The sequence below is a fragment of the Ferrovibrio terrae genome (assembly GCF_007197755.1).
Lineage (GTDB): Bacteria > Pseudomonadota > Alphaproteobacteria > Ferrovibrionales > Ferrovibrionaceae > Ferrovibrio > Ferrovibrio terrae.
In genome coordinates this window covers 1,770,543-1,795,542 of the sequence record NZ_CP041636.1, presented here as the reverse complement: position 1 = coordinate 1,795,542, position 25,000 = coordinate 1,770,543, and the positions used below count along the sequence as shown (strand labels likewise).

The 25,000-nt window shown below is 64.2% G+C and carries 22 protein-coding genes and 1 tRNA gene; 4 read left to right on the top strand and 19 right to left on the bottom strand.

Annotated elements, in window-relative coordinates; all coding sequences use genetic code 11:
• Positions 1-11 precede the first annotated feature (11 nt).
• From FNB15_RS08810 to FNB15_RS08780, 7 genes are all read right to left on the bottom strand, one after another.
• Entirely contained in the window at positions 12-680 is a 669-nt protein-coding gene (locus tag FNB15_RS08810; RefSeq protein ID WP_144068339.1) for a cysteine hydrolase family protein, read from the bottom strand.
• Positions 680-2,227 carry an ABC transporter ATP-binding protein gene (locus FNB15_RS08805; protein WP_221932777.1) on the bottom strand — a complete coding sequence of 516 codons (1,548 nt, stop codon included), beginning with the start codon at positions 2,225-2,227 and terminating at the stop codon, positions 680-682. The genes FNB15_RS08810 and FNB15_RS08805 overlap by 1 nt, the downstream gene beginning before the upstream one ends.
• Positions 2,227-2,937 carry a biuret amidohydrolase gene (gene biuH / locus FNB15_RS08800; RefSeq protein ID WP_221932776.1) on the bottom strand — a complete coding sequence of 237 codons (711 nt, stop codon included), beginning with the start codon at positions 2,935-2,937 and terminating at the stop codon, positions 2,227-2,229. Before biuH ends, FNB15_RS08805 begins: the two co-directional genes overlap by 1 nt.
• On the bottom strand, positions 2,934-3,860 hold the full coding sequence (locus tag FNB15_RS08795) for an ABC transporter permease (protein ID WP_144068338.1): 927 nt from the start codon (positions 3,858-3,860) through the stop codon (positions 2,934-2,936). The genes biuH and FNB15_RS08795 overlap by 4 nt, the downstream gene beginning before the upstream one ends.
• Positions 3,857-4,948, bottom strand: a complete 1,092-nt coding sequence (locus tag FNB15_RS08790) for an ABC transporter permease (protein WP_144068337.1) — start codon at positions 4,946-4,948, stop codon at positions 3,857-3,859. Before FNB15_RS08790 ends, FNB15_RS08795 begins: the two co-directional genes overlap by 4 nt.
• Before the next feature lie 4 nt (positions 4,949-4,952).
• On the bottom strand, positions 4,953-6,074 hold the full coding sequence (locus tag FNB15_RS08785; protein WP_144068336.1) for a BMP family ABC transporter substrate-binding protein: 1,122 nt from the start codon (positions 6,072-6,074) through the stop codon (positions 4,953-4,955).
• 476 nt (positions 6,075-6,550) lie between these two features.
• Positions 6,551-6,641 (bottom strand) — tRNA-Ser (locus FNB15_RS08780).
• A gap of 125 nt (positions 6,642-6,766) precedes the next feature.
• Here FNB15_RS08780 and FNB15_RS08775 point away from each other — a divergent pair.
• Complete coding sequence (locus FNB15_RS08775; protein ID WP_144068335.1) at positions 6,767-7,087, top strand: hypothetical protein; 321 nt, start codon at positions 6,767-6,769, stop codon at positions 7,085-7,087.
• Positions 7,088-7,106: 19 nt separating this feature from the next.
• On the opposite strand, the gene lepA is transcribed toward FNB15_RS08775, so the two are convergent.
• Both lepA and FNB15_RS08765 read right to left on the bottom strand, forming a co-directional pair.
• A complete protein-coding gene (gene lepA, locus FNB15_RS08770; protein WP_144068334.1) occupies positions 7,107-8,912 on the bottom strand; it encodes a translation elongation factor 4 in 1,806 nt (601 codons plus the stop codon).
• 27 nt (positions 8,913-8,939) lie between these two features.
• On the bottom strand, positions 8,940-9,368 hold the full coding sequence (locus FNB15_RS08765) for a PaaI family thioesterase (RefSeq protein ID WP_221932775.1): 429 nt from the start codon (positions 9,366-9,368) through the stop codon (positions 8,940-8,942).
• Positions 9,369-9,888: 520 nt separating this feature from the next.
• On the opposite strand from FNB15_RS08765, the gene FNB15_RS08760 reads away from it, so the two are divergent.
• Positions 9,889-10,161 (top strand): hypothetical protein, encoded by a 273-nt coding sequence (locus tag FNB15_RS08760; protein WP_144068332.1) that lies wholly within the window; start codon positions 9,889-9,891, stop codon positions 10,159-10,161.
• A 156-nt stretch (positions 10,162-10,317) separates the two neighbouring features.
• On the opposite strand, the gene FNB15_RS08755 is transcribed toward FNB15_RS08760, so the two are convergent.
• Both FNB15_RS08755 and mddA read right to left on the bottom strand, forming a co-directional pair.
• Positions 10,318-11,067: a hypothetical protein gene (locus tag FNB15_RS08755; protein WP_185973786.1), complete on the bottom strand. Its 750-nt coding sequence runs from the start codon at positions 11,065-11,067 to the stop codon at positions 10,318-10,320.
• 294 nt (positions 11,068-11,361) lie between these two features.
• A complete protein-coding gene (gene mddA, locus FNB15_RS08750; RefSeq protein ID WP_144068330.1) occupies positions 11,362-12,123 on the bottom strand; it encodes a methanethiol S-methyltransferase in 762 nt (253 codons plus the stop codon).
• Positions 12,124-12,365: 242 nt separating this feature from the next.
• Here mddA and FNB15_RS08745 point away from each other — a divergent pair, with 242 nt between their 5' ends.
• Positions 12,366-14,387 carry a BTAD domain-containing putative transcriptional regulator gene (locus FNB15_RS08745; RefSeq protein ID WP_144068329.1) on the top strand — a complete coding sequence of 674 codons (2,022 nt, stop codon included), beginning with the start codon at positions 12,366-12,368 and terminating at the stop codon, positions 14,385-14,387.
• Between the two features lie 23 nt (positions 14,388-14,410).
• Here FNB15_RS08745 and FNB15_RS08740 read toward each other — a convergent pair whose 3' ends face one another.
• The 8 genes from FNB15_RS08740 to rpmI all read right to left on the bottom strand — a co-directional run bounded on the left by FNB15_RS08740 (position 14,411) and on the right by rpmI (position 23,462).
• Complete coding sequence (locus tag FNB15_RS08740) at positions 14,411-15,217, bottom strand: class I SAM-dependent methyltransferase (protein WP_144068328.1); 807 nt, start codon at positions 15,215-15,217, stop codon at positions 14,411-14,413.
• 152 nt (positions 15,218-15,369) lie between these two features.
• Positions 15,370-16,440 (bottom strand): tartrate dehydrogenase, encoded by a 1,071-nt coding sequence (locus tag FNB15_RS08735; RefSeq protein ID WP_144068327.1) that lies wholly within the window; start codon positions 16,438-16,440, stop codon positions 15,370-15,372.
• Positions 16,441-16,517: 77 nt separating this feature from the next.
• A complete protein-coding gene (locus FNB15_RS08730; protein WP_144068326.1) occupies positions 16,518-17,492 on the bottom strand; it encodes a tripartite tricarboxylate transporter substrate-binding protein in 975 nt (324 codons plus the stop codon).
• A 112-nt stretch (positions 17,493-17,604) separates the two neighbouring features.
• Positions 17,605-19,275 carry a hypothetical protein gene (locus tag FNB15_RS08725; RefSeq protein ID WP_144068325.1) on the bottom strand — a complete coding sequence of 557 codons (1,671 nt, stop codon included), beginning with the start codon at positions 19,273-19,275 and terminating at the stop codon, positions 17,605-17,607.
• Positions 19,276-19,284: 9 nt separating this feature from the next.
• Positions 19,285-21,693 (bottom strand): phenylalanine--tRNA ligase subunit beta, encoded by a 2,409-nt coding sequence (pheT, locus tag FNB15_RS08720; RefSeq protein ID WP_144068324.1) that lies wholly within the window; start codon positions 21,691-21,693, stop codon positions 19,285-19,287.
• Positions 21,690-22,775, bottom strand: coding sequence for a phenylalanine--tRNA ligase subunit alpha (gene pheS / locus FNB15_RS08715; protein ID WP_144068323.1), 1,086 nt, complete (start codon positions 22,773-22,775; stop codon positions 21,690-21,692). The genes pheT and pheS overlap by 4 nt, the downstream gene beginning before the upstream one ends.
• Positions 22,776-22,875: 100 nt before the next feature.
• Complete coding sequence (gene rplT / locus FNB15_RS08710; protein WP_144068322.1) at positions 22,876-23,244, bottom strand: 50S ribosomal protein L20; 369 nt, start codon at positions 23,242-23,244, stop codon at positions 22,876-22,878.
• Positions 23,245-23,261: 17 nt separating this feature from the next.
• On the bottom strand, positions 23,262-23,462 hold the full coding sequence (gene rpmI / locus FNB15_RS08705) for a 50S ribosomal protein L35 (protein ID WP_144068321.1): 201 nt from the start codon (positions 23,460-23,462) through the stop codon (positions 23,262-23,264).
• A gap of 726 nt (positions 23,463-24,188) precedes the next feature.
• Here rpmI and FNB15_RS08700 point away from each other — a divergent pair.
• Positions 24,189-24,938 carry a DEAD/DEAH box helicase gene (locus tag FNB15_RS08700; RefSeq protein ID WP_185973785.1) on the top strand — a complete coding sequence of 250 codons (750 nt, stop codon included), beginning with the start codon at positions 24,189-24,191 and terminating at the stop codon, positions 24,936-24,938.
• Positions 24,939-25,000 lie beyond the last annotated feature (62 nt).

Sequence of the window (25,000 nt, the reverse complement as noted above, 5' to 3'; positions counted from 1 at the left end):
GCACATCAATTTCAAGACGCCAATGCGGCGGTCACCTGATCGGTGGTGGCGGTCCAGCCGACGATGGCGCCCTGGGCGCGGATCATCTCGACCGCCGCGGCCTTGAATTCCGGGAAATAGCTTTCGGTGGCATCTTCCACCAGCAGGCATTCATAACCGCGGTCATTCGCCTCGCGCATCGAGGTCTGCACGCAGACTTCGGTGGTGACGCCGCCGAACAGCAGATGCGTGATGCCGCGCGCCTTCAGCTCATCCTGCAGCGTCGTGGCATAGAAGGCGCCCTTGCCGGGCTTGTCGATCACCAGTTCGCCGGGCAGGGCCGCCAGTTCCGGCACGAAATCGTTGCCCGGTTCGCCCTGCACCAGAATACGACCCATCGGGCCGGGATCGCCAATACGCAGGCTTGAATTGCCGCGCGTCAGCTTCGCCGGAGGGCAGTCGGACAGATCGGGCCGGTGGTTTTCGCGCGTGTGGATCAGCGGCAATCCCGCCTTGCGCCACACCGCCAGCAGCCGCGCCACCGTGGGGATGATCGCGGTGAGCCGGCTGACATCATTGCCCAGTGCAGCGCCGAAGCCGCCGGGTTCGATGAAATCGCGCTGCATGTCGATCATCACCAGCGCGGTGCGCTCCAGCGGGAAATTGTAGGGATAGGGTCTGGCGGCTGAGATCGTTGGCATCAATGTCCTGCCATATGGCGGCCGATCACGGTGAGGTCGGCATTGCCGATGGCATCCTCGTAGACGATACGGCCGGAAAACATCACGGCAATCCGATCGGACAGCTCGAACAGTTCATCGAGGTCTTCGCTGACCAGCAGCACGGCGGCACCACGGTTCCGCGCCGCCATGATCTGGCCGTGGATATCGGCGACGGCGGCAAAATCGAGGCCGAAGCAGGGATTGGCCGCCACCAGAACATTCACCTCGCCGCCGATCTCACGGCCCAGCACGGCGCGCTGCACATTGCCGCCCGAGAGCTGCCCGATGGCGGCATCTGGCCCTGGCGTTTTCACGCGATAGCGCGCGATGATCTGCTGCGCCGCAGTGCGGAAGGCGCCGGGTTTCAGCCACCAGCCGCCGGCCGCGAATGGCTCCTCGTCGAAACGGCGGAAGGCGAGATTCTCGGCCACGCTCATCTTCGCCACGCAGGCATTGCGCAACGGCTCTTCCGGCAGGCAGGACAGTTTGTGACGTTTCATCGCCGCGCGGCTGCGGTCGAAGGCTTCGCCATGCAGGATGATCGTGCCATCCCGGATATCGCGCTGTCCGGCGATGGCTTCCACCAGTTCGCGCTGGCCATTACCAGAGACACCGGCGATGCCGAGGATTTCGCCAGCGCGCACCTGCAGGGACATCTCCTTCACGGCCGGGTTTCCGGCGTCGTCGGCCACGTTCAGCATTGTGATCGCAAGCCGGGTTTCATCGCGAGGTGCACCAGTTCGGGGCGCGGGATCGGGTAGCTTCTGCTCACCCATCATCATCTTCGCCATATCGTCGGCGGTGAGATCGGCGACCTTGCCGCTGCCGGCGAATTTACCGCGCCGCAGCACGGTGACGGTATCAGCGAAGGCAAAGACCTCACGGAATTTATGCGTGATTGTCAGCACCGTCAGCTGCTTCGCACGCGTCATGTCACGCAGCAGGCCGAGCACTTCGTCAGCCTCGGCGGGCGTCAGCACTGAAGTCGGCTCATCCAGGATCAGGAAGCGGCGCTGCAGATAGAGCTGCTTGAGGATTTCGGTTTTCTGCTTCTCGCCAGCCGCCAGCGCCGCCACCTTGCGGTCGAGCGGCACCCGGAAGGGCATGGTGGCAAAGAAAGCCTCGAGCGCCGCATGTTCGGCTTTCCAGTCGATCACGGCCGGCAGATCGGTGCGGGCCAGCACCAGGTTTTCCGCCACCGTCATATCCGGCACCAGCGTGAAATGCTGGTAGACCATGCCCAGTCCCAGGGTATGCGCCATGCGCGGGCTGGAGATCGGTTGCTCGTGGTTGCCGACCATCACTTGGCCGTGGTCGGCCGTGTAATAGCCCATGATGCATTTGACCAGCGTGCTCTTGCCCGCGCCGTTCTCGCCGAGCAGGGCATGGAAGCTGCCGGCCTCGACCTTCATGGTCACATTGTCCAGCGCCTTCAGCGCGCCGAACTGCTTGCTCATGCCCAGCGCTTCCAGCGACACGGCGCCGGTGCTGGGCGGAGCGGCAGGATCCGGGACGAACATCACCATCAGATGGCCTTCAGGAAATCAGCCGAGGTGGCGACCGCGCCGAAGACGCCGCCCTGCATCTTGATCATCTTCAGCGCGGCATCGTGGTTGCCGCGATCGGTGGCGCCGCAGCAATCCTCCAGCAGGATACATTCAAAACCGCGATCGTTGCCTTCGCGCATCGTGGTGTGGACGCAGACATCGGTGGTGATGCCGGTCAGGACGATATTGCGGATGCCGCGCAGGTTGAGGATCAGTTCCAGATCGGTGGCGCAGAACGAACCCTTCCCGGGTTTGTCGATGATGACCTCGCCATCCTGCGGTGCCAGTTCGGGAATGATGTCCCAGCCCGGTTCGCCGCGCACCAGGATGCGGCCGCAGGGGCCGGGATCGCCAATCCCTGCACCGATGCGCTGCGAACGCCAGCGCTTGTTGGCCGGCAGGTCGGCCAGGTCGGGGCGATGGCCTTCGCGGGTATGGATGATGTGGTAGCCCTTGGCCCGCATGGCGGCGAGCAGCGTCCTGATCGGTTCGATCGGCGCACGGGTCAGCGACAGGTCGTAGCCCATCGTGTCGACATAGCCGCCCTTACCGCAGAAGTCGGTCTGCATATCGATGATGACGAGCGCGGTGTTCGCGGGCCGCAGATCGCCGTTCCATGGCCAGGGATAAGGATCGGCGACGACGTGACGCCCTGTCAATTTGGCGGTGATCGCGGTCTGGTCGGTCATCGGGTCACCCCCAGTTCACCCGGTGCACCGGCCAGTGTGCGGTCACGCGAGCAGGTCAGGATCATGATCAGCAGGGTCAACGCATAGGGCGCGGCATTGAACAGGTAGTAGCCCGACGTGATGCCGACGGACTGGAGCGCCGGGCCCAATGCGGCCGCGCCACCGAACAGCAGCGAGGCCCAGAAGCACAGCATCGGATTCCAGCGTGCGAAAATCACGAGCGCGACCGCCGTAATGCCTTGGCCCGATGATAGTCCTTCGCTCCAGCTGCCAGGATAGGACAGTGACAGGAAGGAGCCGCCGATCCCGGCGAGGAAGCCGCCGGCGGCCGTGGAGAACATGCGCACGCGGTTGATGGCATAGCCGAGCGCAAGCGCTGCATCGGCGCTGTCGCCCACTGTGCGCACGATCAGACCCCAGCGTGTGTTGCGGAAAGCCCAGAGCAGCAGCGGCGCCAACACCACGCCGATCAGGAACAGCGCGTTGATGCGCAGCGAATCCCGCACCTGCGCATTGTCGCTCCAGTTGCCGAAGGGAATGGAGGGCAGGTTCGGCGCCTGCGGCTGGATGAACGGTTTGCCGAGGAAGAACGCAAGGCCGATACCGAACAGCATCAACGCGATGCCGACAGCGATGTCGTTGACGCGCGGCAAGCTGCAGATCGCCGCGTGCAGGATGCCGAAGACGGCACCGGCGCAGCCGGCCGCCAGCACGCCAAGCCATGGCGAACCGGTGAGGTAGGAGATGGCGTAGCCGCTCATGGCACCCATTACCAGCGTGCCTTCGAGACCGAGATTGATGCGGCCGCTTTTCTCGGTGATACATTCGCCGAGGCTGACGAACAGGAACGGCGTGCTGACGCGGATGGCCCCCGCCAGCACCGCCAGCGGCACGCCCCACCAGCCGAGCAGGTCGCCCGTCATGCCGGTCTCCGTTTCAGCCAGGGAATACGCCCATACAGCACTTCGCTGGTCAGGATCGCGATGAAGATCATGCCCTGCAGCACCAGCACGGTGGCATCGGGCAGACCAAGGCGACGTTGCAGCAGTCCGCCGCTCGCGCCGATGCCGCCAAGCAGGATCGCGACCGGAATAATGGCAAGCGGGTTATGGCGCGCGAGAAACGCGACAAGGATGCCGGTATAGCCGTAGCCGACGACCAGAGAGGCATTGGCCTTGCCATGCACGGCCGCCACTTCCACCATACCGGCGAGGCCGGCGCAGGCACCGGCGAGGCCGCAGGCCACCAGCACGAGTTTTCCGACCGGCAATCCGACCATGCGCGCGGCCTTCACATTGCCGCCGGCGACGCGCATGCCAAAGCCGAAGGTGGTGCGATAGATCAGGATATAGGCCAGCACACAGGCGATGACGCCGTAGGCCAGGCCCCAATGGATGTCGGTGCCCGGAATCGCCGTCAGCATGTTGGCATCGCCGATATGCGGCGTGGAAGGTTTGTTCAGGCTGGCCGGATCGCGCAGCGCGCCTTCGACCAGATGGTTGAACACGGCGATGGCGATATAGACCAGCAGCAGGCTGGAAATGGTTTCATTCACGCCGCGCCAGTGCCGCAATCCGCCGGCCAGTGCGATCCAGGCCGCACCGGCGATCATGGCGGCAATGATCATCGCGATTTGCACCACCAGCGGCGCGGCATCGGGCATGGTCGCCGCGATCGCGGCCGCCGCAAGGCCACCCAGCACCAGGGCGCCTTCGCCACCGATCACCACCATGCCGAGCTGCGCCGGCAGGGCGCAGCACAAGGCGGTCAGGATCAGTGGGGCTGCGCGGGTCAGCGTGTTCTGCCAGGAGAACCACGAGCCGAAGGCGCCGGCATACATCAGCTGGTAGGTGTCGAAGGGATTGACGCCGGCGAGTGTGACGAAAATACCGAACACCACGAGGGCGGCCAGGATGGCCAGCAGCGGCACGGCGACAGCCTCGGCACCGCTGCGCAGGATATCCTGCCAATGGGCCGAGGCGTCGTCGACTTTAAGCGGGCTGGCTTCCACGTATTTAGGCGATGGCGCCGAGGACGCCTTCGACCAGGTAATTCATCTTCTCCAGTTCGATATCGGTCTGGCCACGTTCGGTGCCGGCACCGATCACCGTGGCACCCTTGTTGTCCTTGATCGGACCCTTGAAGATCACATAGGAGCCGGCGGTCAGCTTGGTCTTGATATCGTCGGCATGCTTGCGCGCCTTTTCTTCCACCAGCGGACCGTAGGCCGAAGTCTTGACTACGCCCTCCTTGAGGCCGCCGCGCACCAGATTGGGAATCTTCTCGCCGCCCTGCATCGACTTGGCGAGCTTGGGATACAGCGCTTCCCAGTTCCACTCGGCGCCGGTGAGATAGCCCTTCGGCGCCAGCTTGGACTGGTCGACGTGATAGCCGCAGACCATGATGCCGCGCTTCTCGGCGGTCTCGGCGATCACCTTGGGGCTGTCGACATGGCAGGTGACGACATCGACACCCTGGTTGATCAGGCCGTTGGTGGCTTCGGCTTCTTTCACCGGCATCGACCAGTCGCCGGTGAAGATCACCTGCGTGGTAACATTCGGATTGGCCAGCCTGGCGCCGAGCGTAAAGGCGTTGATGTTGCGCAGCACCTGCGGGATCGGCTTGGCGGCAATGAAGCCGAGCTTGCCGGTCTTGCTGGTATAGCCGGCGACGATGCCGTTGAGATACTGCGCCTCGTCGATATAGCCGAAATAGCTGCCGGCATTGGCCGGGTCCTTGTCCGACCACAGGCCGCCGCAATGCAGGAAGCGGACCTTGTCGTACTTCTTGGCCAGCTTGATCATATGCGGGTTGTAGTAGCCGAACGAGGTGGGGAAGACCAAAGCCGCGCCGTCGAGGTTGATCATCGACTCCATGGTCTTCTCGACCGCGACGGTCTCCGGCACGTTCTCTTCTTCCAGCACCTTGAAGCCGCCGAGCTTCTTCAGCGCAGCCGCGCCCTGGGCATGAGCCTGGTTGTAGCCGAAGTCATCGCGCGGCCCGACATAGATGAAGCCGATAGCGACGTCCTTGGCCTGGGCCTGGCCGAACGGCAGGCCGGCGGTGAGAGCGGCGGCGCCGAGGCCAGCAGTCCCCTGCAAGAGTGCGCGACGGCTGAGCTTGAATGCGGATGTCATGATATCCCCCTGTTCCCCGTGGCTGACATGTCTCGTCTTCTGGAGAGAGCAAAAGTCGTGCCGTCAGGGCAGGTGGTCATAATATGTTTATTTTATAATGCCTTAGATTGATTTCAAGGAAGCGCCGAGGTCCGGATCGCCAAGAGAACTGATTAAATGTCGATCATTATTTCGTTATTGTATGCAATTTGGGCGCGGGAAGGGCGTGCCCTCTTCGGGAAGTGCCTGGTCTCCGGATGGCCATGAGTACCGGCCCCGGATGATCTCCAGGTCCGGATATCGGCCGCGCGTTCGTGATGCTTCCGTCCTGACGGGCGGCATGGACATTGCCGCCGAGAATCCCGGCCGCGACTCTCTCTACATCCGACATCGTCAGGCGGCTTGCCGCCTTGAAGGTCGTCAGCCACTGATCCTGATGTGGAAGGATGTGTGTGCGGGCGATCCCGTGGAGAGCGGATCTCCAGGGACTGATCGGGTGGCGGAGAGAGTGGGATTCGAACCCACGATACCCTTTTGAGGTATACACACTTTCCAGGCGTGCGCCTTCGACCGCTCGGCCATCTCTCCAGCGCGGGCCGGCACTATACCCGCCGGCAGCGAATTTGCAATCGGCCGGGCCTTGGGCTTAACATGCTGTCGGGACAGGCGGATTCACCAAGCGAAGCCGCCACTGGCCGAGGGGGAAGGCTGTGTTGCTGGGACGCATTCTGGGCTGGCTGCTGATGGCCGTGGCGCTGCTGGCGCTGGGCGGCGACGGACTGCGCTGGCTTGAAACCGGCATGATGAATTTCATCTCGCTGGGCGATTTCTGGGCCCGGCTCGACCCGCCGACCTGGAACCTGCTGCGGACGATCGGCCACGACTACCTGCCGCCGGTCCTGTGGGACCCGGGCCTGGCCACCATCCTGCGCTGGCCGGCCGTCGCGGTGTCTGGCGTCTTCGGGCTGGTGCTGCTGCTGATCTTCCGCCGGCGCGCCACGAAGCGACGCCAGCGGTTCGGCGCCCTCTCCTAGGACGCTCAGCGAAACGGACTTAATTGTCCGAGATCTTGAGCGCGGCGATGAAGGCTTCCTGCGGAATCTCGACATTGCCGACATTACGCATGCGCTTCTTGCCCTCTTTCTGCTTCTCCAGCAGCTTGCGCTTGCGGCTGATGTCGCCGCCGTAGCATTTGGCGAGCACGTCCTTGCGCAAGGCCGAGATGTCTTCTCTGGCCACGATACGGCCGCCGATGGCGGCTTGGATGGCGATCTTGAACATCTGGCGCGGGATCAGTTCCTTGAGGCGCTCGCAGAGCTGACGACCGCGCGTCTCGGCGCGGCCGGCATAGACGATGCTGGCCAGCGCGTCGACATTCTCGTTGTTCACCAGGATGGTCATCTTCACCAGGTTGCCGGCCTCGTAGCCATCCATCTGGTAATCAAAGCTGGCATAGCCGCGGCTGACCGACTTGAGGCGGTCGTAGAAATCGAACACCACTTCATTGAGCGGCAGGCGATAGACCACCATGGCGCGATTGCCGGCATAGGTGAGTTCGATCTGGCGACTGCGCTTGTCTTCGCACAGCTTGAGAATCGCACCGAGATATTCGTCGGGCACCATCACGGTGGCCTTGATCCACGGCTCGTCGATATGGTCGATCTGCATGACATCCGGCATGTCGGCCGGATTGTGCACTTCTTCCATCGAACCGTCGGTCTTGTAGACGTGATAGATCACGCTCGGCGCGGTGGTGATCAGGTCGAGATTAAATTCGCGTTCCAGCCGCTCCTGGATAATTTCCAGATGCAGGAGCCCCAGGAAGCCGCAGCGGAAGCCGAAGCCCAGTGCTGCCGAACTCTCCATCTCGAAATGGAAGCTGGCATCGTTGAGCCGCAGCTTGCCCAGGCTTTCGCGCAGTTCCGGGAAGGCGCCGGCATCAATCGGATACAGTCCGCAGAACACCACCGGCACGGAGGGTTTAAAGCCCGGCAGGGCTTCGGCCGCCTGGCGCTTGTCTTCGGTGATGGTGTCGCCGACGGAGGTGTCGGCCACTTCCTTGATCGCGGCGGTGAAGAAGCCCATCTCGCCGGGGCCGAGTTCATCGACCATGACCTTTTTCGGCGTGGTGATGCCGACACGTTCGACCGGATGCACGGCGCCGGACGACATGAACTTGATCTTCATGCCCTTCTTCAGCACGCCATCGACGACGCGGAACAGCACGACGACGCCCAGATAGGCATCGTACCAGCTATCCACCAGCAATGCCTTGAGCGGCGCGTTCCGATCGCCCTTGGGCGCCGGCAGGCGATTGACCAGCGCTTCCAGCACCAGATCGATGCCGATGCCGGTCTTGGCCGAGATCGGCACGGCATCCGAGGCATCGAGACCGATCACATCCTCGATCTGCTGCTTGACGCGGTCGGGCTCGGCGGCCGGCAGGTCGATCTTGTTCAGCACCGGCACGATTTCGTGCTTGGCATCCAGCGCGTGATACACATTGGCCAGCGTCTGCGCCTCGACACCCTGCGACGCATCGACCACCAGTAGCGAGCCCTCGCAGGCGGCCAGCGAACGGCTGACTTCATAGGCGAAGTCGACATGGCCTGGCGTGTCCATCAGGTTGAGGACGTAATCCTTGCCGTCCTTCGCATGATAGTTCAGGCGCACGGTCTGCGCCTTGATGGTGATGCCGCGCTCCTTCTCGATATCCATGCTGTCGAGAATCTGTTCGCTCATCTCGCGCTTTTCGAGGCCGCCGCACGCCTCGATCAGACGATCGGCCAGCGTCGACTTGCCATGGTCGATATGCGCGATGATCGAGAAGTTGCGGATCAGGGAAGGATCGGTCGCCACGATTGCTCTTGCTCTACGGAAATGGGCTCAGTTGAACAGCGCGAGGATGTTGCCTTCGCGGGTTTCCTGGCTCGGAATCTTCATGATGCCGGAGGTGCGCAGACAGGGCGCGCCATCGGCGGTGATCATTGCCTCGGCAAAGGCGAGGTTACGCGTGGTGCGCAGCAGGCGGCCATGGCCTTCGACCCAGCTGCCCAGCGGCGCCGGGCCGACATAGTCGCCCGACAACTGAATCGTCGGCATGAACTTCCTGCCGCCGGCGCCGATGCCGCAGGTGAAGCTCAGCAGCATGTCGGCAAAGGTCATCAGCATGCCGCCATGGCAGATCTGCATCGGATTGCAGTGCCGCAGCTCGACGCGGAACCCCATCACCGGCAGTCCGTCGTCTTCATGCAGCCGACCCCAAAGCGGCCCGTTGGTTTCGAGGAAACCGGCGAGCAGCTGCAGCTTTTTCATGCCGGCCGGAACAGTCGCCGGATTTTCCATTGTTTGGGGGGAGCTCATGGGCGGGGGTTGTAGCATCCGGGGACCAGAGCGGCAATGTAAGCGGCAGGCGCCGCCGCAGCCGCGCGACGATTGCGGCGGGGCGCGGCAACCGACCCCGGTTTCGCCTTGGTCGTGGCTTGCCGGAGGGTATGCCGGCTGAAAGCACGCTTATCTCGGCTTATTTGATGCTTATTTCTCACTAATTCCTGATTCATGCGTTTTTCCAATGGTTTGCGAATACAGCATCCGGGCTTGACCCGGGCTCGGGATTATGAGAACATTATAGGAACAAATGAGCGGATTGTCCAGCTTGTGACCTCGCCGGTGCCCGGTGGAGGCCGCCTGTCCCCTTCCGGTCACAGCCAGGGGGCCGACAGTCACGGCCGCGTCACCGGCTGATAGCGAAGCCATCACACCACGGGCGGCAAAATCCGGCCTATGGTTTCTGCAACGACGACACACCAGACAAGACGCAAAAGCGGAGAGAAAAATGACCCAGACCCACATCGCGCTCGTCAATCTGCAGTCCCAGATCCACGCCGCCCAGCAGCAGGAGCATGACCTGCGCGAAGAGCGCGATGTCTGCGACATGGAATTCCGCGCCATGAATGCGCATCTGGGCCGCATCAGCATCCGTCCGCAGGATATGGACGATTACGACACGATCCTGCGCAAGCGCGAGCGCATCTCGGATGAATGGCGTGTCGCCAGCCGCCAGCTGATCACCCTGCAGCGCCGCCTGGCCGCCGCCGGCCTGCAATAAGGTTTTCCCGCCCGTCTCGCAAACGGTGACTGACAGACGGCCGGACAGAGCGATCTGTCCGGCCATTTTTGTGGCGCATCGCGCGACGACCATAATGCTGCGCCCGAGGCCACGGCCTGAACCCAGACATCACACGATCATAAGCAACTGAGTCTGTCAGGCGCCGGCGGCCAGTATATTGAGAGACGGCGTTTCCGCCTCCTCCTCACCCACACACAGCGTATCCTCGGCAAACCCCATGGCACGCCAGCAGTCGCGCATCGCCGTCGTAAAACCCTGCGGCGTTTGCGGTGCGGTGCGGATGATGCTGCTGAGCTCGCGCGCCATGCGCACTTCCGGGCCGAGTTGCGCGGCATCGCGCAGGATCGCCTCGGCCGTCTGCGGCCCGCATTCCAGCAACGCGCGCAGCAGTTGCATGGTGATCGCCCAGTCGGGTTTGAGGCCGGGCAGCGGCAGCGACGGCGCGAGGTTACGCAACTCGTCCAGCACATCGGCATCGGCGAGATCGGCTTCCGACGCCGCGTAGGGATCGAGCCCCATGCGCAGCATCGCAGGGAAGAAAGACTGATGCTCGATCAGCGAGACCAGATCGCTGATCAGGCCGTAATGCCAGTCGATCCAGCGCGCGTCTTCATGGCAGAGATAGCAATGCGGCCAGCCCTGCGTTTCGAGCTTGAGATGTCCCAGTTCGTGCACGATGGTCATGGTATCGCCAGGTGCCGGGGCCGCCCCTGCCAGCACCACCGCGCGCAGGCCGGGCTCCGACCAGGCCTCGCCCTCGGCGCCGCTCATCTCGTCGTCACGCATCAGGTGTACCGTAAGCCCGCTGGCGCGTTCGACATCCGCGCGCCAAAGCAGGGCTTCAGCCGGCAGGACATAGGTGTCCCAGGAGAGTTCGTTCAGCATGTTTTTCAAGGGGCCGGCCGGGGTTGGGGAGACGGCTGGGCAGCCCCTATTTAGGGCAGGAAAAGTGGCTGGCGAGGTGACACCGGCGGGACATTTTTTATGTCGTTGGAATCACTGCGGTGGACGCGATGTCGCAGGCAGCCGTTGATTAACGCAGAGCCAAAAGCCAGCGCAGCTTGGCCTTTGATCTCCCGCACCCGACCCAAAAAAGAAACGGCCGGAGACGTTTGTCTCCGGCCGCTCACTGCCGGCCGCGGATGTTTTACTGAGGGAGCCGCGGCCCGCAGGTGGGATCTATTTCTCCGGCGTCGCGCCGCCGCCGAGGCGCGGGATCAGCATGCCGACCTGCTTGCGATAGTTGCGATAGGTATCGCCGAAGGTGTCGATCAGGTCGCGCTCCTCGAAGAAGATGCCGATGAAGATGTAGGCCGTGCACGCGATCGCGAAGAACAAATGGCCCTGGCTCATCACCGGCGCCGACCAGAAGGCGATGATGAAGCCGAGATAGAGCGGATGCCGCACCTGGCGATACACCCAGGGCAGATGGAAGACCGGACCCGGCAGTTCGCGCTTCAGCAGGCGGCCGACCACCTGGCGCAGACCGAAGAGTTCGAAATGGTCGATCAGGAAGGTGCTGAGCAGCACCAGGCCGAAGCCGAGCCAGAAGGTGGCCTGCAGCACCAGCACACCGACGGGATGCTCCACCACCCAGACCGGCGCGGGCATCGGCCGCCACTGCCAGCACAGCAGCGCGAGGATCAGGCTGGCGAACAGCACATAGGTGCTGCGCTCGACCGATTTGGGCACGATCCTGGTCCACAGCCGCTTGAAGCCTGGCCGCGCCATCACGCTGTGCTGGATGGCAAAGGCGCCGAGCAGCAGCGTGTTGATCACCAGCGCTTCGGCCATGGAGGCCGAGGTGAGTGAAGACTGGACCGGACCATCGATGCTCTTGGGCACCAGGATGTTGCCGACGAATCCGATGGCATAGCTGAAGGTGACAAAGAAGATCAGGTAACAGCCCAGGCCATACACAAGTGCAAGAAATCCGCCCATTTTTTCCTCTTACCGGTCCCGCGGCCGCCCGCAGAGGGCCAGAGGTCTAATCCTTGCGCGTGGGAGCCGGCATGGAAGCGGCAATGGAAACGTCACGGAATAAAAGCCCGCGGAACCGGTCTATCTATGGAGCGGTGAAAACCGGATAGCCCCCAAGGACTATTGAGGCAGCGCTGCGGGCTATGTCACAGCCTGCGGCGGGGCAGACACGTTATCCTGGACGGGATGGAGCGATGGCACCCATGACGACACAGAGCCGGGCAATGCAGGACGGGACCAGCGCCGGAACCCGCGCGGGAGCCGCGCCGCTGCAGCTGCGCCTGCTCGGCCCCCTGCGCGTGACCCGTGACGCCACTGCCATTGCACTGCCGGCCTCGCGCAAGGTGCGCGCGCTGCTCGGCTACCTTGCCATGACGGCGCAGCCGGTGCCACGCAGCCAGCTCTGCGACCTGCTGTGGGACGGTCCGAACGATCCGCGCGGCGAGTTGCGCTGGTGCCTGAGCCGCATCCGTGCCGTGATCGATGCACCTCCCTGTTCCAGCCGCGTCGAGACGCAGGATGACAGCGTAGGCCTGCGGCTGGACAATACCTGTCTGGATGCCGCCGAGGTGACCGCTGCCGTGCAGGGCGGGCTCGAGCACCTGCCGCAGGACGAGCTGCACAGGCTGGCCGGATTATTCGCCGGCGAGTTTCTGGAAGGCCTGGATGCCGACCGCATGCCGGCCTTCAACACCTGGCTGATGGCGCAGCGCCGCCACCTGCGCGGCCTGCGCGTTGCGCTGCTGGAGCAGATCGTGGCACACGGCGACGCCTCTGCCACCCTGCCCTGGCTGGAACAGTGGCAGCAGCTGATGCCCTTCGATCTGCGGGTGCATGAAAAGCTGCTGCAGACATTGGCCAGGCAGGGCCGCTTCGCCGAGGGTGAGGCGCATCTGCAGGCGACGGTGCGGCTGTTCGAGTCCGAAGAGCTGGAACACCGGCCGCTGCGCACCGCCTGGCAGACGGCGCGTCAGCGCAGCCATCCTGTGTTGCCGCGCATCGAACCGGCCGCGGCCACTCCAGCGGCCGGCCTGCCGATCCTTGAGTCGATGCGGCGCGCCTCGATTGCCGTGATGCCGTTCCGCGACAGCAACGCCCCTTCCAGCATCGCCGACTGGCTGACCACCGACGTGATCGTGCGGCTGGCACGGCTGCGCAGCCTGCTGGTGATCTCACAGGGCACGACGCTGGCGCTGCGCGACCGCTGGGTTTCGCCCGAGGATGCTGCGCGGCTGCTCAATGTCGATTATCTGGTGAACGGCAGTTTCAGCCGCCAGAATGGCCGCCTCGGCATCACCGTCGAACTGGCCGAGACGCGCACGGGCCGCATCCTGTGGACCGAGGCCTTCGATCGCAAGGCAGAGGACGCGCTGCTGGCCTTCGACGAGATCGGCAGCAGCGTGGCGGATCGCATCACCAACGAGGTGGATGCCGCTGAGCGCCGGCACGCCATCCTGAAACCGCCGGCGTCGCTGACCGCCTGGGAGGCCTATCACCGCGGCATGTGGCATTTCTACCGGTTCGATCGCGAGGAAAACCGCAAGGCGCAGCAGTGTTTCGAGATGGCCCTGCAGCTCGATCCGACCTTTTCGCGCGCCCATGCCGGGCTGTCGTTCACGCATTACCAGAATGCCTTCCAGGGCTGGGCCGCCGACCGCGCGCAGGAGGCTGAACGCGCCTATGCCACCGCCAGCCAGGGCCTGATGGCCGATGACCGCGATCCGGCGGTGCATGAGGTGATGGGCCGCGCGCTGTGGCTGCGCGACCAGCTGGATGGCGCACTGACCGAGCTGGAAACCGCCATTGACCTGAGCCCGAATTTCGTGCCGGGACACTATACATTCTCGTTCTTCCACTGCCTGGCCGGCGATCCGCAGGCCGCGATCACGGCATCGGATCATTCGCGCGAGATCAGCCCCTTCGATCCGCTGATGTTCGCCATGCTGGCGAGCCGCGCCGTCGCGCTGCTGCGGCTCAAGCGCTTCGACGAGGCCTCCGACTGGGCCCTGCGCGCGGCAGCCCGTCCCAATGCGCATCTGCATGTGCAGGCCCTGAGCGCCTATGCGCTCGGCCTGGCCGACCGCCTGTCGGATGCCAAAGCCGGCATGGCGCGCATCCGAAAGCACTGGCCGTCCTATAATGTCGAGACTTATCTCTCGGCCATGCGGCTGGCGCCCGAAGGGGCTGCGATGGTGCGCAACGTGGCGCGCCGCGTCGATGCCTGAAATACGATGCGTGCCGCTGGCGCTTAGCGCGTCACGATTATTGCCTCCAGATATTCCGACGGCACCACCATCGTGCCATCGCCGGCATGGTTGAACTGCCGCACGTTGGCCAGCAGATCTTCCTCCAGCGCCGCCTGCGCGGCGGCGGGCAGGGCGGCAAAGGCCTTCAGCGTCGGGCCGTAATAGCTGCGGAAGATATGCAGCCAGTGTTCGGCCGAGCGATAGCGGAAATTGAACACCCGCCGTTCGGCCTGAATATCGGCATTTGCTGCAAACATCTCCTCGATCCGCGCGAGCGAGCCCCATTGCGGCGGCGGCCGGGTGCCCGGCGGCGGCGCGATATAGCGGCCGAGGATTCTGAACATCTCGCCGATGAAGCCGTCCGGCGTCCAGTTGGCCAGCCCGATCTTGCCGCCCGGCCGGCAGACGCGCAGCAGTTCGCCGGCGGCGCGGTCATGGTTGGCGGTGAACATCACGCCGAAAGTGGAAACCACGACATCGAAGCTGTGGTCGGTGAACGGCAGCGCCTCGGCATCGGCGGTGCGGAAGCTGATATCCAGCCGTTCGGCGCCGGCGCGTTCGCGACCGCGCTCCAGCAGCTCGGGCACATAATCGGTGGAGGTGACGCTGGCCCAGCGCCGTGCCGCCGCCAGGCTGGCATTGCCGTTGCCGGCCGCGACATCCAGCACCCTGGCGCCGGGCCGCAGATCGAGGCTTTCGCACAGCTGCTCGCCGACGATCTGCAATGTCGTCCCCACAATTGCATAATCACCCGACGACCAGGCGGCCTGCTGCCGCGTCTTGACCGCTTCGAGATCGGAGGGTGTCATCGCGTTGTGTCCCTGTCCGTTAAAACCGGAGCGTGACGTCGCAGACTGACGTGGGAATGCCCGTTGAAGCCGGCATGTGAATGCAGGCGAAAAATGAAAACGGCCGGAGGTGAAGCCCCGGCCGTTTCGCTTTCTCCGGATGACCTGAAGTCTCAGCCCTTCGCCACCGCTTCGGCGATCGCCTTGCCGACATCCTTCGTATTGGCCTGACCGCCCATGTCGGGGGTACGAGGCCCGGCTTCGAGCACCTCCTCGATCGCCTTCATCACCGCGTCGGACGCGTCCTTGTGGCCGAGATGCTCGAGCATCATCGCGCCGCACCAGATCTGGCCCACGGGATTGGCAATCCCCTTGCCGGCAATGTCCGGCGCCGAGCCATGCACGGGCTCGAACAGCGAGGGGAATTTACGTTCCGGGTTGAGGTTGGCCGAAGGCGCGATGCCGATGGTGCCGGTGCAGGCCGGGCCCAAATCGGACAGGATGTCGCCGAACAGGTTGGAACCGACCACGACATCGAACCAGTCGGGATGCTGCACGAAATGCGCAGTGAGAATGTCGATGTGATACTGGTCGACCTTGACGCCCGGATAGCTCTTCTTCATCTCGGCCACGCGCTCGTCCCAGTAGGGCATGGTGATCGAGATGCCGTTCGACTTGGTGGCCGAGGTGAGATGCTTCTTCGGCCGGCTCTGCGCCAGCTCGAAGGCGAACTTGAGAATCCGATCCGTGCCGATGCGGCTGAGGATGGTTTCCTGCACGACGAATTCACGCTCGGTGCCATGGAACATGCGGCCGCCGATCGAGGAATATTCGCCCTCGGTATTCTCGCGCACGACGTAGAAGTCGATATCGCCGACCTTGCGATTGGCCAGCGGCGACGGGATGCCCGGCATCAGGCGCACCGGACGCAGATTGACATACTGGTCGAATTCGCGGCGCCACTGGATCAGCGAGCCCCAGAGCGAGATATGGTCCGGCACTTTCTCCGGCCAGCCGACCGCACCGAAGAAGATGGCGTCATGGCCGCCGATCTTGTCTTTCCAGTCGGCCGGCATCATCGCGCCATGCTTCATATAGTGATCGACGCTCCAGTCGAAATGGTCGTAGGCGAAATCGATGCCGAAGCGGCGCGCCACCGCATCCAGCACCTGCACGCCTTCCGGCACCACTTCCTTGCCGATGCCGTCGCCGGGGATCACCGCGATCCTGTGTTTCTTGGCCATGAGTTCACGCGTCCTTTTTTGATTTTCAAATCTGGGGAGACTTAAGCAGTTTACTCAGTTTCAGTCAGCATCCAGTCTTAGTCAGCATATTGGCCGGCCGCCTTGATCAGCGGGGCCCATTTCTCGATTTCGGCGTCCAGATGCGCCTTCAGCGCCGCCGGGGTCGCCCGCGCATCCGAGGCCACCGTGGTGTTGATATCGGCGAAGCGTTTGACGATTTCGGCATCCTTCAGCAGGCCCCGCACAGCACCGGCCAGCTTCTGCACGGTCGCCTCCGGCGTGCCCTTCGGCGCATAAAGCGCGTGCCAGACATTGACCTCGAAGCCCTTCAGGCCGGCCTCGTCGGCGGTCGGCAGGTCGGGCAGGTCGGCCAGGCGCTGCTTGGTGGTGATGGCATAGGCCTTCACCTTCTTGGCCTTGATCTGGCCGGTGGTGTTGGTGGCCTGGTCGCAGGTCATGTCGAGCGTCTTGCCCAGCAGGTCCTGCATCACCGGCGCATTGCCGCGATAACCGACCGTGTTGAGCTGCACATCCATGGCCGACATCATCAGCATGCCGCAGAGATGCGAGGCGGCGCCGATACCGGCATTGCCATAGGAGACCTTGTTACCCTCTTTCTTCAGATGGGCGACCAGTTCGGGCAGCGTGTTGGGCGGAAAATCATCGCGCGCGATGATGGTCATTGCCGAATCGGTCAGCAGCGCGATCGGCGCGAACGAGGTCCTGGTATCATACGGCAGTTTGCGATACAGCGTCGCCGCCGTGGAGATGCCGACATGATGCACCAGCAAAGTATGGCCATCGGGTTCGGCGGTGGCGACGCGGTTGGCGCCGATGGTGCCGCCGGCACCGGTGGCGTTTTCGACCACCACGGTATGGTTGTTGAGCTGGCGCGACAGGCCCAGCGCGGTCAGGCGCGCGACCGTATCGGTCGGGCCGCCGGCGGCATAGGGCACCACGACGGTGATCGGCTTGGACGGCCAGGCCTGCGCAAGAGCGGGCGCGGCGGCCAGAACGGGCAGCAAGGCTGCCGCAATCATCAGATGACGCATTGGGGGTTTCCTCCGGTTTTATATTTGTACGGAAGAGTTTAGCGCGCAGGCGCAGGCGGCGGCCAATGCCGCTGTTGCCTCACTCGATGCCGGGGCGGCATAGCGGCCAGCCTTATACGCCCCGCTCCCACACTGCCTGGTCGGTGACGATGTAATCCACACGTCCCTCGCGCAGCAGGCGCAGCATGTCGGACGGGGCATCCAGCGCGGGTTCGTTGCCGATCTGCATCGGCAGACCCAGCAGGCCGGGCAGCCAGCACAGCGACTTGTAGGTCTCGATCAGGCCATGCAGCAGCGGATGCCGCAATTCGTCCACCTCATCGGCGCGCAGCGGCTGCTGTGCCGCGGCCGGCAGCTGCGGCACCCAGCGCGGGGCGAGCACTGCGGCCACCGCCGGATCGCGCCAATCCGGCAGCAGCTCGATCAGCGCCGCACGCGGCGCATAGAGCGTGGGCGGCACGAAGGCCGGGCGATCGAGCCGCGCATTCACCTGGGCCGGCAATGCGGCATCGCTGCCGGCGAACAGGATCAGGCGATTGATGCCGCCGCTGCTGCCGATGCCGCGGCCGTCGCCGATAGCGATCACCTTGCCGGCATTCAGCAAGGCGGCGGCGGCGCGCAGCGGATCCCGGCTGACCATGCGGCAGCCGGCATTGCCCAGCACCGGATCGAGATCGCCGGTGTAGTCACGGCCCCAGGCGGCGTCACGCAATGGCCGGCGCTGGCGCAAAAATGCGTCGAGACCGTCCTGCTGCAACAGAAGGGTGAGCGCACCGCCCATCGGCAAGGCGCTTTCCTCCATCAGCTGCGCCGAGATGGCGACACCCTCGCCCAGCCGCGTCTGCAACTGCAGCAGCAGAACCGGATCGGCCAGCAGCGGCCCGGCCAGAGCCACGCGGCGCAGGCTGTGACGGTCGAGCAGCGCCCTGATCGCTTCGGCGAAACGGTCGGCCAGCAGCAGGTTGAGCGAGGCGGCAAGCAGCTCCGGCGCCTGATCCTCGGCGAGCCGGCGCAGCCACCGCGCCGCGCCGCCTTCGTCGGAGAAATCGGTATTGATATGTCCCTGTGCATCGACAGTGACATGGGCACGGAAGGCTTCGCCGAAGATCGGCTCCGCCTGCAATCCGAGCGCGAACAGTGCGGCCATATCGGGCAGGCCAAGACCGTCGATGGCAAGACCCACAAGGCGACCCAGAGAGTCTCGACTGGGTGAATCTGCGGCACTGCCTTCGCTGTCTTCGTACAGCACGGCAAGGCGACCGTATTTCAGCACGCGCGCGGCGCAGCCGGTCTGGTCCGCCGTGAAGACCAGCGTGTCGTCGGCCCAGGGCGCATCGGCCAGCGCCAGCAGCGCGTAAGCCTCATGCCGGCCATACAGCCGCGTCTGCACATGGCGGTTGAGGCCGAGATCGCCGGCGAGCAGCCCGAGGTCGAGCAGGCTGTCGGGTGAGCTGCGGTTATGCTTGCGCGCCTCGTCCGGCAGGCTGATTGGCGTGTCGCGGCCGAGCAGGCTGCGCAAGCCACGGCCGACACGCCGGGGCAAGGACAGTGCGCGGAAATGCCGGCCCGGGAACAGACCCTGGCTCAACGCCAGCCCGGCAATATCACCGGCGCGCAGATTCGCGATGTCGAGGCACTCTCCGATCGCCTCATTGGGAAGACGCCCGCCATCGCGCATCACGCCGCTCAGCCGCGCCAGCGGCACGGCAGCCAGCAGACGGCTGCCATCAAAGACAGCGGCGCCGGCGTCCTGCCAACCGGAATGGACGCCGAGCACCAGCATGATCAGCCGTTACGCACGGAGCGTGGCGCCGCAGGCCTTCTCGGCCGCTGCCACGATCTTCTTCGCCACCGCCTCGATCTCGGCATCGGTCAGCGTCTGCTGTTGCGGCTCAAGCCGCACGGTGATCGCCAGCGACTTCTTGCCCTCGGGGATGCCCGCGCCGGAGAAGACGTCGAACACGGAGGCGCGTGCGATCAGCGCCTTGTCTGACCCGCGCACGGCTTTCAGCAGATTTTCCGCCTGCACATCCGCATCGACAATGAAGGCGAAATCGCGCTCCACCGCCTGCAGTTCGGCCAGCTTCAGCGCCGGCTTGGTGCGGACACCCGCCTTGCCACGGCTGGCCGGGATACGTTCGAGCCAGACTTCAAAGGCCACGACCGGTCCCTTGATGTCGAGAGTCTGCAGCACGCGCGGATGCAATTCGCCAAAGGTGGCCAGCACGGTTTTCGGGCCAAGGCGCAAGGTGCCCGAGCGGCCCGGATGATACCAGCCGGGTGCGCCATCCATCACCATCAGCGGCGCGGTGTCGACGCCGGCCGCAGACAGCGCGGCGAGCGCATCGGCCTTGGCATCGTAGCCATCGACGTTACGCGGGCGGTCGCGCCAGTGGCGTGCGCCAGTGGCGCCGCGACGCAGGCCGGTCGCCACGATGGACTGGCCATCCATGGCAACAGAGGCATATTGCGGTCCGATCTCGAACAGCGCGACATCCATCTGGCCACGATCCATGTTGCGTTTCGCCGTCGCAATCAGGCCGGGCAGGATCGAGGGCCGCATCGTGTCCATATCGGCGCTGATCGGATTGACCAGACGCAATTCCTCCTGCCCGCCGCCGAAGACTTCGGCTTCCGTGCCGCGGATGAAGGAGTAAGTGACGGCTTCGGTGAGGCCACGCGCGGCGAGCGCACGACGGGCGACACGCACGCGACGCTGCCCGGCGCTCACGGCCGGCGCTGGCACGGCGCGCAAAGGCGGCAATGGTTCGGCCGGAATGGCGTCGAAACCATGCTGGCGCGCGATTTCCTCGACCAGATCGGCTTCGCCGTCGATATCGGGACGCCAGGACGGCACATCGACCGACAGGACATCGCCGCTTTTGGCAATCGTGAAGCCAAGCGATTCCAGGATGCGGGTCTGCTCCGCGACCGGCAGATCGAAACCGACCAGGCCGAGGAGGCGCGAGGGCCTCAAGCTGACGGTCTTTTTCCAGTCGGGCGCCTTGCCGGCCAGCACGACCTCGGAGGCCTCGCCGCCGCAGAGATCGAGGATCATCTGCGTGCCGACCTCGACGCCGCCCTGGATGAAGGCGGGATCGACGATGCGCTCGAAGCGATGGCGCGCATCGGAATGAATGCCGAGCTTGCGGCCGGTGGTGGCCGTGCGCACCGGATCGAACCAGGCGGATTCGAGGAAGACCTCGGTGGTGTCGAAGGAACAGCCGGTATGTTCGCCACCCATCACACCGCCAAGGCCTTCCGGGCCGTTCTCGTCGGCGATGACAGTGATGCTGTCGTCGAGCGTGTATTCCTTGCCGTCCAGCGCCAGCAGCTTTTCGCCGGTCTTGGCCAGACGGGCGGTGATGTTGCCCTTCACCTTGGCGGCATCGAAGACATGCAGCGGGCGGCCGAGATCGTAGGTGAAGAAGTTGGTGATATCGACCAGAGCCGAAATCGGACGCAGACCAATGGCCTTGAGGCGCTGCTGCAGCCAGGCCGGCGACGGACCGTTCTTCACGCCACGAATGTAACGCCCGGCGAAAACCGGGCAGGCATTTTCCACGCCGGCCGGGAAATCGAGCGACACGCCGATCGGACTCTTGAAGCTGCCCTTGATCGACGGCACCGCGTAAGGCTTGAGCGTGCCGAGACCGGCCGCGGCCAGATCGCGCGCAATGCCGCGCACACCCAGACAGTCGCCGCGGTTCGGCGTCAGCTTGATCTCGATCACGGGATCATCGAGGCCGAAGACCTTGGCCATCGGAGCGCCCAGCGGCGTGTCGAGCGGCAGGTCGATGATGCCGGTATGCTCGTCGGTCAGGCCCATCTCGCGTTCGGAGCAGAGCATGCCGTTCGAGGCCACGCCGCGAATGGTGGTCGCTTTCAGCAGCAGTTGCGTGCCCGGCACGGTCGAGCCGGCCGGCGCGAAAATCCCCTTCATGCCGGCGCGCGCATTCGGCGCGCCGCAGACGACCTGGATGGTTTCGGTGCCGGTGAAGACTTCGCAGACCCGCAGCTTGTCGGCATTGGGATGCTGCTCGGCCTTTTTCACCTCGGCCACGATGAAAGGCGCGAAGATCGCGGCGCGATCCTCGATGCCTTCCACTTCCAGGCCGATGGCGGTCAGCTTCGCGGCGATTTCATCCAGCGACGCAGAGGTGTCGAGATGGCTCTTGAGCCAGGCGAGCGTGAATTTCATCGCGCGACTCCCTGACCCAGCGTGGGAATGTCGAGCGGCACGAAACCGTAATGCTTGAGCCAGCGCAGATCGGCATCGAAGAAGCTGCGCAGATCCGGGATGCCGTATTTCAGCATGGCGATGCGGTCGATGCCCATGCCGAAGGCAAAGCCCTGCCATTCATTCGGATCGAGGCCGCAATACTCCAGCACCTTGGGGTTGACCATGCCGGAGCCGAGGATTTCGAGCCAGTCATTGCCCTCGCCCACGCGCAGCACGCCGCCGTCGCGCGAGCAGTTGATGTCCACTTCGGCCGAGGGTTCGGTGAAGGGGAAATAGCTCGGGCGGAAGCGCATCTTCACCTTGTCGGTCTCGAAGAAGGCCTTGCAGAATTCGGTCAGCACGCCCTTGAGGTGACCCATATGGATGGCGCGGTCGATCACCAGACCCTCCACCTGATGGAACATCGGCGTGTGCGTCATGTCGTAGTCGCTGCGGTATGTGCGGCCCGGCACGATGATGCGATAGGGCGGCGGACCGCCGCGCATGGTGCGCACCTGCACCGGCGAGGTATGCGTGCGCAGCACGATCTGCTCGCCATCTGCGCCGCGCTTGGGCAGATAGAAGGTATCCTGCATCTGCCGCGCCGGATGTTCGGGCGGGATGTTCAGCGCGGTGAAATTGTGGAAGTCGTCCTCGATATCCGGACCCTCGGCGATGCTGAACCCCATCGCCGCGAAAATCTCGGTGATCTCGTCGATCACCTGGCTGACCGGATGGATGCGGCCGGCCTGTTCGGCGCTCTCGGCCAGCGGCAGCGTCATGTCGAGCGTTTCGGCCTTCAGCCTTGCCTCGATGGCGGCATCGGCCAGCACGGTCTTGCGCGCCTCGAGCGATGCCGTGACACGATCCTTCACTTCATTGAGCTGCGTAGCGCGCGTCTTGCGGTCCTCAGGTGACAGCGCGCCGAGTTCCTTCATCGCCGCCGAGAGCCAGCCCTTCTTGCCGAGCACGGCAAGGCGGGCCTCTTCCAGGGCATCCAGAGTCTGGGCAGTGGCGACTGCGCTTTCGGTTTCAGCAGCCAGCCTGGCGATCTCGGTCATTGGGACTCTTCTTTTTCAGTGCAGACAAAAACAAAGGGGGCCGTGGTGACGGCCCCCTTCGCAAACGGTCGCTAATATTGAACTGGCGAGTGCGGGCCGATCAGGCCGCCGCGGCAGGCAGGGCCGCTTTGGCCTGCGCCACCAGGGCGTTGAAAGCCTCGGGCTCATGCACGGCGAGATCGGCCAGGACCTTGCGGTCGATCTCGATGCCGGCGAGCTCAAGGCCGTTGATAAATCGGCCGTAGGTCAGCCCCTGTTCGCGGGCCGCAGCGTTGATGCGCTGGATCCAGAGCGAACGGAAGTTGCGCTTCTTGGCGCGACGGTCGCGGAACGCATACTGAAGGCCCTTTTCGACCTTCTCGATCGCGACGCGGAATACAGTGGAATTGCGGCCACGATAGCCCTTGGCGAGCTTCAGGACCTTCTTGTGGCGGGCATGGGCGGTAACGCCCCGCTTAACACGTGCCATGTGGGTGTCTCCTTAACTCAGGCGTTGGGCAGGTAGTTCTTGATGATCTTGCGCGCATCGCCTTCGAACACCACGGCGGTGCCGCGATGATTCCGGATCTGCTTGTTCGTGCGCTTGATCATGCCGTGACGCTTGCCCGCATGGGCCCGCTTCACCTTACCCGTAGCCGTGAGCTTGAAGCGCTTCTTGGCCGAGCTCTTGGTCTTCAACTTGGGCATTTCATATACCTCCGAGGTATGGAGTGATCTTCAAGACGAACTCGGCAGCCCTTTAGCCGGAACGCCCGATACGTAGAGCGCGCGGTTTTAGCGGCCAATCCCGGGGAATGCAAGGCGGATTGGGGCCAGAAAGACGGTGGGCCGGGACCGGTTTTCCACGCCCCGGCCGCAGCCCCGGGCGTGGCTCCTGAAATGACTCTGGCCGGGCACCCGGCTTCCGTAAGGGAAAGTCGCCTGAAAACCGCCCCGTTAACCAATTTCCCGCCCAGACCGAGTCCCCTGGCACAGCGGCCCCGAGTCGTCACCGGCCGGGGCTGTTTCGCCCGTCTGCCGCGCGGGCAAGGCTGCCATGCGCCTGGCGCGGGAGCGCCGCAGAACGGCTGTGGAAATCTTTGGCATATGCTTGAAAAGCCAGACTCTTGTCCCCATTTGCTTTTTGTAAGGCAGGCTCGGAAAAACGGCGTTTTTGGTGGATTTTACCCGATTGTCGCACCACGTTGTTTCGCGCTTGCAAAACAGGGAACGACCGCTAGTATCACGCGGGTTCGCGGTACCCCGCCGGACGTAGCCGTAGCCTCTAGATCCTGGCCTCCATGACAAAAACCTTCGTTCGCCGCCGCGCTTCGTACGCTGCCGGACAGGGAAAATTTGTCACTCAAGCCCGGTTCCAGGTGTTACGGTCTCAAGTGGTATCCCTGCCGCGTAACTAACCTTTGCAGGCCAATTTTGAGCAACAGCCAATTCTCTTCCCTCGATCTTGTTGAACCCATTCAGCGCGCCCTGACGGCTGAGAAGCACGTTGCGCCAACGCCGATTCAGGCCAAGGCCATTCCGCACCTGCTCCAGGGCCGCGATCTGCTGGGCCAGGCCGAAGCCGGCGCCGGCAAAACCGTGGCTTTCACCCTGCCGATCCTGCAGCACCTGTCGATCGACCGTCATCCGGCCGGTCCGCGCAAGGTGCGTGCCCTGATCCTGACCACGTCGCGCGAGCGCGTGCAGCACATCCAGGAAAGCTTCCGCGCCTACGGCCGCTTCGTGCGGCTGTCACAGGTCACCGTTTATGAAGGCCCGGGCAAGGCTGCGCAGGCGCAGGCCCTGTCGCGCGGCATCGACATCCTGATCGGCACGCCCGGTCGCGTGGTCGAACTGATCAATGCCGGCCAGCTGGAGCTGAACAAGCTCGAGATCATGGTGCTGGACGAGACCGACCGCATGCTCGAACTGGGCGTGACCAACGAACTGCGCGCCATTTTCGAGGCCGCGCCGACCGAGCGCCAGACCATCGTGTTTGCCACCACCCTGCCGGCCGAGATCAAGCAACTGGCCGACAACCTGCTGACCGATCCGGTCACCGTGCTGGCCAATCCGCCGGCGCCGCGCCTGATCACCACGGCCCAGTCGGCCCGCATCCGCGACACCGAAGCCCGTCGTCGCGTGCGCGACCTGCTGCCCGAACGTATGGCCAGCCGTCGCTGAAGACTGGCGTCGCTAAAAGCGCCGCAGCCTGACGATTTCGGCCTGCCGTTCTTAGCCAAAAG